At 35.9% G+C, this 6,483-nt stretch carries 7 protein-coding genes and 1 CRISPR repeat array; all 7 genes read left to right on the top strand.

Features of this window, described 5'->3' with window-relative positions:
* Positions 1-787: Cas9 endonuclease PAM-interacting domain-containing protein (locus tag Q0376_RS07815; protein ID WP_298706229.1), on the top strand; the 787-nt coding region annotated here is incomplete at its 5' end.
* Between the two features lie 152 nt (positions 788-939).
* Entirely contained in the window at positions 940-1,815 is an 876-nt protein-coding gene (gene cas1, locus Q0376_RS07810; RefSeq protein ID WP_298706226.1) for a type II CRISPR-associated endonuclease Cas1, read from the top strand.
* 62 nt (positions 1,816-1,877) lie between these two features.
* A complete protein-coding gene (cas2, locus tag Q0376_RS07805; protein ID WP_363303039.1) occupies positions 1,878-2,198 on the top strand; it encodes a CRISPR-associated endonuclease Cas2 in 321 nt (106 codons plus the stop codon).
* Positions 2,195-2,869 carry a type II-A CRISPR-associated protein Csn2 gene (csn2, locus tag Q0376_RS07800; protein ID WP_298706221.1) on the top strand — a complete coding sequence of 225 codons (675 nt, stop codon included), beginning with the start codon at positions 2,195-2,197 and terminating at the stop codon, positions 2,867-2,869. The genes cas2 and csn2 overlap by 4 nt, the downstream gene beginning before the upstream one ends.
* Before the next feature lie 98 nt (positions 2,870-2,967).
* Positions 2,968-3,756: direct repeats of the CRISPR family, unit length 36 nt; unit sequence GTTTGAGAGTAGTGTGAAAGTTAGAGTATCCGAAAC.
* Positions 3,757-4,295: 539 nt separating this feature from the next.
* Positions 4,296-4,991 carry a metallophosphoesterase gene (locus tag Q0376_RS07795; protein ID WP_298706219.1) on the top strand — a complete coding sequence of 232 codons (696 nt, stop codon included), beginning with the start codon at positions 4,296-4,298 and terminating at the stop codon, positions 4,989-4,991.
* Between the two features lie 52 nt (positions 4,992-5,043).
* Positions 5,044-5,739 (top strand): hypothetical protein, encoded by a 696-nt coding sequence (locus Q0376_RS07790; protein ID WP_298706216.1) that lies wholly within the window; start codon positions 5,044-5,046, stop codon positions 5,737-5,739.
* 22 nt (positions 5,740-5,761) lie between these two features.
* Positions 5,762-6,463 carry an RraA family protein gene (locus Q0376_RS07785; RefSeq protein ID WP_298706213.1) on the top strand — a complete coding sequence of 234 codons (702 nt, stop codon included), beginning with the start codon at positions 5,762-5,764 and terminating at the stop codon, positions 6,461-6,463.
* The last annotated feature ends 20 nt before the right edge of the window (positions 6,464-6,483 follow it).

The raw sequence follows: 6,483 nt of genomic DNA, 5'->3' as shown, positions 1-6,483 counted from the left end.
AACCTCTGTTGAGTATATGAAGGATATTACAAAGTATGGTGCCTATAATTACATAACTAATAGCTACTTCAGTATTGCAAAATTATCAGGTCATAATAAAAAAGGGAACGTCGTTGAAGAGCTTAGAATATTTATGATTCCACTTATTGTAGTGCCGACCCTAAAGACTGAAAATGATTATATTGAATATATTAAGACTCAAATAGATAGTTCAAAATATAATCGAATTGAGTTAATTTATGAAAAACTAACTTTGGATACATTGGTGAAATACGATGGGTTTTATTACTATTTAGGTGGAAAATGTAACGATATGATGTATTTAAAACAAGCCGTATCTTTAATTCTGCCTATGACGATTATCACGACTTTAAAACATGTTGAATCTTATACGGCCCGCGTACTGGCTAATAAAGGATATAAACCAGATTCTAAATTTATTAATCACACGCTTCTAAACGAATGTTTCGATACACTTGTTAATAAGTTGCAAAGTCCAATCTTTAAGCATTTAAAAGGGAATAATCCAGAACTTTGGGCTTCGGAGGAGTTGAGACAGAAATTTATAGGTATTGAAGATATCTTAGTAAAAAGTAATACATTGTTAGAGATAGTACGTTTTATGACATTGGCTAAGAAAGAATATAAATTCCCAGCACTTGGAATAAAAACGATTTATCAACCAAAAGTACCTCAAAACTTAACTAAAGTTGATGAATTCTCTATTGTTACCCAATCCGTAACAGGAATTTACGAAGATGAAGTACATATTGTAAAAAAGAATTAATATATTAGTAGGAAACTAATACTACAAAGTTCTTTTGGTAATTAGAAAAAAGTGCAAGCTGAGTTTAATCAGTTTGCACTTTTTTTATAAGGGAGGAGGATATGTACATGTGTTGTTTAATGTAAATATAAGATTTGAACTGGGAGGTACCTATGGGATGGCGGACAGTAGTGATTAGTAAGCGAGCAAAATTAGATTTAAAAATGAATTATCTAGTCATACGGAGAGATTTACAGTCAGAACGAGTATATATTGAAGAAATTCAAGTCTTGATGATTGCATCCACTGCAGTTAGTATGACGGCAGCTCTATTAAATCGCCTAATTCAAGAGAAGGTAAAGGTAATTATATGTGATGAAAAGTACAATCCAGCAGGGGAAATAATGCCTTTATATGGAAGTCACAACACATCATTGCGCTGCCGAGAGCAAGTTAATTGGCCTAAGATAATACAGGAGAAAATATGGACGGAGTTGCTACGAGAGAAAATTCATAATCAAGCAAAACTATTAAAACGTGAAGGCAAAGAGGAATATAAATTACTAGAATCATATGTGGATACGTTACAACTAAATGATGAGTCTTCTAGGGAAGGGCATGCAGCTAAAGTGTATTTTAATGCTTTATTTGGGAATTTATTCTGTAGGGATGATAATAGTAATATCAATGCAGCTCTAGATTATGGTTATGCCATACTACTATCTTCGATAAATCGAGAGTTAGTGGCAATGGGATATTTAACGCAATTTGGCATTGGTCATTGTAATCAATTTAACCCATTTAACTTTTCTAGTGATTTAATTGAGCCCTTACGCGGCGTAGTGGATCAAGTGGTTGTTACTATGCAACATGATAATTTTACAAAAGAAGAGAAACTACTTTTAGTTGATTTGTTAAATAAAGAAGTTCGCATAGATGGAACTACACAGTTTTTGAGTACGGCCATTCGTATTTATTGTAAGAGTGTTTGTGATGCATTAACAAGGGGCGATATAGGATTACTACGATTAATTGAATACGAAATATAAACTATCTGTTCTATTACTTGATAGTAGTACATGTGTTATTAACTAGGTAAAGAGTTATATAAATGAGTTATAGATATATGAGAATATTAATAATGTTTGATTTGCCTGTTCTTACTTCAGCAGACAGAAAAGTATATCGTAAATTTAGAAAATTTTTGCTTTCTACTGGTTTTTATATGTTACAAGAATCAATTTATATAAAATTGGTACTAAATCATACAGAGGCAAATAAAGTGGCCTCCTATATAAGAGCAAATAAACCGGACGATGGATTGGTACAGATGCTAATTATTACAGAGAAACAATTTTCTAAAATGGAGACATTAAGTGGCGAGTCACATTCGGATTTAGTGACCACTACAGATCGGTTGGTTATCTTATGAATTTAATTTATTTAAGTCTTGATTTAAAAATCGAGCTCAAACGTGACTTGGTTAATACAATTGTAGTTGAAAGTCCGTTTATATATCGGACTCTAGTGGGAGACATGATAAAAAGCATAAATGGAGAAACTACTAATTGGGTGCTCGCAGATATTGGCGGTGAGCATAATTGGAAAAAAGATGTATACTTAGTAACTGATTTTTTTACACTCGATTTTAATAATCGAACCTTATTATCTAAATTGCAACAGCGCTTAGCTAATATTGCACAGGAAAATGTAGGGGATTTGTTTGATATTAATGGAAAAATACAGAAGTTTTTATATACTATAGAAGATGCAATACCATTAAATTTAGTACATAATGAAGATATAAATGCATTGGATCTAATAAAAATGGCAGGTGTGAGAATCGATGAAGAGGCGTTCGATTTGATTGATCAAAGTATTTCCTTTATCGATGTAGTGATGGAGCTATTACATCCGAAATTAATCGTACTATTACATCCGCGTTGTTTTATGACTCAAGATGAGTTGGGGCTATTTTTTAGTACAGTGTTAAGTAAAAAAATACCAATTTTATGTATAGAGCAAAATCTTGCCGATCAAATTCAAATTGTAGATAATAAAGAAGTAGTTTATACTATAGATAGTGATTATTGCGTCTTTTAGCGCATACTTTGCGATACTGTAAATTTTGCACTTGGTAGTAGGCCTGACAAATCTGCTCAACCTTAAATTGCATATGCTTTTATGTATATGCAATTTGGGTTTGAGAGTAGTGTGAAAGTTAGAGTATCCGAAACTTTAAATTCCTTTCTATTCCGTACATTGTAGTTTGAGAGTAGTGTGAAAGTTAGAGTATCCGAAACCGCCCTTAAGTATCCAGAGGCGGTTGGTCGGTTTGAGAGTAGTGTGAAAGTTAGAGTATCCGAAACTCTCGACCAGCACCACCGTAACCCTTAATTGTTTGAGAGTAGTGTGAAAGTTAGAGTATCCGAAACATCTATGGCGGTAGCATCTATTCTTTTATTGTTTGAGAGTAGTGTGAAAGTTAGAGTATCCGAAACTGAAGCCAATCGTTCTGCCATAATTTGTTGGTTTGAGAGTAGTGTGAAAGTTAGAGTATCCGAAACTTAAATAATGGAGGATATCCTTGTTGGCCAGTTTGAGAGTAGTGTGAAAGTTAGAGTATCCGAAACCTTCTCAAACTAAGTATACTCAATTATCTTGTTTGAGAGTAGTGTGAAAGTTAGAGTATCCGAAACATCAGCATGGTCGAATTATTAGGGGGACTAGTTTGAGAGTAGTGTGAAAGTTAGAGTATCCGAAACATTCGGGGGGGGGCAAATTAGGGGGCAAAAAGGGTTTGACAGTAGTGTAAAAGCTAGAGTATCCGAAACTTGACCTTCCGCTATTTTATAAGCGCTATCTGTTTGAGAGTAGTGTAAAAATTAGAGTATCCGAAACTTGATTTTGAGGCTTATTTTAAGGAGTTCTGCTATTTTTCATTAGCTTTGAATGTTTGAGCGTCGTGCAAATGTTAGATTACCTAACATATCAATTTCCAACGGCCTAGCTCCGTCAGTTTGGTTTCTGGGCAAAGTTTAAAGATTCTTGGTTTTTCCATATAAAGCTCAAATCGGTAGTTGGCTATAGTGTAGAGCAAACGGGGTTAAAGTTCATTTTCACATTTAAATATACAACCCTAAAGAAGGTCTGAGTCCTTCTTTATTTTTTATTCATCTTTATTTGTTATAATTAACATACAATGAAATTGTATGAATGATATTTTGTTGTATAGTTTTATGAGAGTAAATGCTGGCTTGCATTGGTTAGGACGTTTTAGCTAGTATAGGACGTTGCAGATTAGTTGGCATAGTTTCGTGGAGAAACGCAAGACGTGCACATGTATAAAAGTGAGACATGTAAATGTATAAAAGCGAGACATGTAAATGTATAAAAGCATGACATGCAAAGACATAAAAAAGGCATAAAAACATGACATGCAAAGGCATAAAAGCATGACATGCAATGGTATAAAAGCCAGACGCGTAAAGGTATAAAAGGGTATATTGTTTATATATGGGGGCATTATATGATTTATGTAACAGGTGATCTTCATGGTGAAAGGGCGCAGATTAAGACGTATATAGAGGCCTTGAGTGCCGGTGATATTTTGCTTATTGCGGGGGACTTTGGTTTGCCTTGGTGGCCGCGGCAAACTGCGCGACATTTTAAGGATGATAAGCTTTTAAAATTATTGTCTGAAGCACCATTTACGACTTGCTATGTAGATGGTAATCATGAAAATTTCGACATGCTCAAAAAGTTTCCCCTTGAAGAGAAGTGGGGCAGCATGGTTCAAAATGTACATGGCATATTTCATTTAATGCGCGGTGAGCTTTACACTATAGAAGGACATAAGGTGTTTACGTTTGGCGGTGCCACTAGTACTGATCAAGAGTATCGTACACCACGTATTTCTTGGTGGCCGCAGGAGGTTTGTTCTGAAGAAGAGCGCGCCCATGCTATTAAGACTTTGGAGGCGTGTAATTGGGCCGTTGATTATGTGATCACGCATACGGCGCCATTACAGTTTAAACCGGTATATGCACATACCTTATTGGGGCGGGATATGCCTTGTTTAACAGCCAACTTTTTAAGTGAAATTTGCCCTAAGTTGAGCTATAAACGGTGGTTCTTTGGACATTTTCATGATGATACATCACATGATGGACTCAAGGCACGTCTTATATATGATGATATTATTCCCTTAGAGGGAAATGAATAAAGTTTTATAGAAATTTTACATAAATGATTAAGTACGAAAGAGAGGCTTATATATGAAATTTTTAACACATGTAAAGAAATCTGTTGTATCTGCTATGGTATTAGGTTTAGTGGCAGTGCCGGTGATGGCTGGTGTGGCAGGGGCAAACAGTGTGGCCCAAGCTGCGGCTCCGGTTGATATGAAACCAGCTGCTGATGGTACGTATAGCCGGGAGCAATTGGAGTACTTAGCTAAATTAATCCAAGATAGATTTAACAAAAATTTACCAGCTATTAATAAAAAATTAAATGATCAGCTTCAAAAAAATAATCAAGAAGAGGCGCAAAAGGCTTTAGGGAATCGAAAGATGCCCATAGTGTTGACTAATAAGGCTAATTTGCCAGCTTCTTATACAAAAGAACATATTAAAGCTAATTTTACTGATGTATCATCCTATGTACAAAAAACAGGTTTTGTAAAACGAGATTTAAAAACCTATGTGCAGCCAATTAGTGAAGACGATGGTTTAGTAATTTTAACTAGCTATGCATTTAGAGATAATAAAAAAGAGTCTGACGGCATGGCTCGTTATATAGCATATGATTTAAACACCGATAAAATATACTATGCTAAGTACCGCTTAAATTATAATACCAAAACATTACGCACTAATAAGGTAGACCGTTTTGATTATGTCGAAGTGGCTGATGCACCAGATCTTCATGATGAAATGGAAAACTTGGCAGCTCAGGTTGGTTATCATAAATAATTTTTTGTAAGGAGTGAGTTTCATGTCAGTTGGTAATCGTGTATTTTTAAAACGTCCTATGGTAAGTGAGGCGTTATTGGATGAATTTAGACAGATTCCAACAGCAAATATTGCTGATTGTATGGGGCGCTTAAGCGCACTTCATCCGCGTATTTCCTTGAAATCATCCCCCACTCAGCCAATTACAGTGGGCCGTGCTTTAACTGTTAAGGCGCGAAGTGGCGACAATCTTATGATTCACAAAGCCCTCAATATGGCACAAGAAGGCGATGTAATTATTATTTCCAATGACGGCGGCAATGATTATCGGTCTTTGATGGGGGAAATCATGTTTGCCTATGGTATTTACAAAAAAATCGCTGGTGTAGTGCTTGATGGGCCGATTCGTGATAGTGAAGCTGTTAAAGCCTTATCGATTCCAGTGTATGCTACAGGCACTAATCCAGCAGGGCCGTATAAGGATGGTACTGGTGAAATCAATACGCCTATTGCCTGTGGTGGTATCGCTGTAGATCCTGGCGATATTATTGTTATGGACCGCGATGGCGTTATTGTAGTGCCGTATAATGATGCGGAGGAAGTACTGGCCGGGGCTAAGGAAAAACAAGCTCTTGATGCAGCCAATGTACATGCTGCCTTGACCGGGACAGTTGATAGAGACTGGGTAGAAACGGCATTAAAGGCTCAGGATACGGAAATTATCGATGAGGCCTATAGCCGCTAATCGAATTTAAACTAATAGCC

The sequence above is a fragment of the uncultured Veillonella sp. genome, assembly GCF_937981445.1.
Taxonomy (GTDB): Bacteria; Bacillota; Negativicutes; order Veillonellales; family Veillonellaceae; genus Veillonella_A.
This window is presented reverse-complemented; position numbering and strand designations above follow the sequence as displayed.

What these genes read in the sequence shown, in the direction of transcription:
- cas2 (WP_363303039.1), top strand. Translation starts at nt 1,878, where the DNA reads ATGAGTTATAGATATATGAGAATATTAATAATGTTTGATTTGCCTGTT.
- csn2 (WP_298706221.1), top strand. Translation starts at nt 2,195, where the DNA reads ATGAATTTAATTTATTTAAGTCTTGATTTAAAAATCGAGCTCAAACGT.
- Q0376_RS07790 (WP_298706216.1), top strand. Translation starts at nt 5,044, where the DNA reads ATGAAATTTTTAACACATGTAAAGAAATCTGTTGTATCTGCTATGGTA.
- Q0376_RS07795 (WP_298706219.1), top strand. Translation starts at nt 4,296, where the DNA reads ATGATTTATGTAACAGGTGATCTTCATGGTGAAAGGGCGCAGATTAAG.
- cas1 (WP_298706226.1), top strand. Translation starts at nt 940, where the DNA reads ATGGGATGGCGGACAGTAGTGATTAGTAAGCGAGCAAAATTAGATTTA.
- Q0376_RS07785 (WP_298706213.1), top strand. Translation starts at nt 5,762, where the DNA reads ATGTCAGTTGGTAATCGTGTATTTTTAAAACGTCCTATGGTAAGTGAG.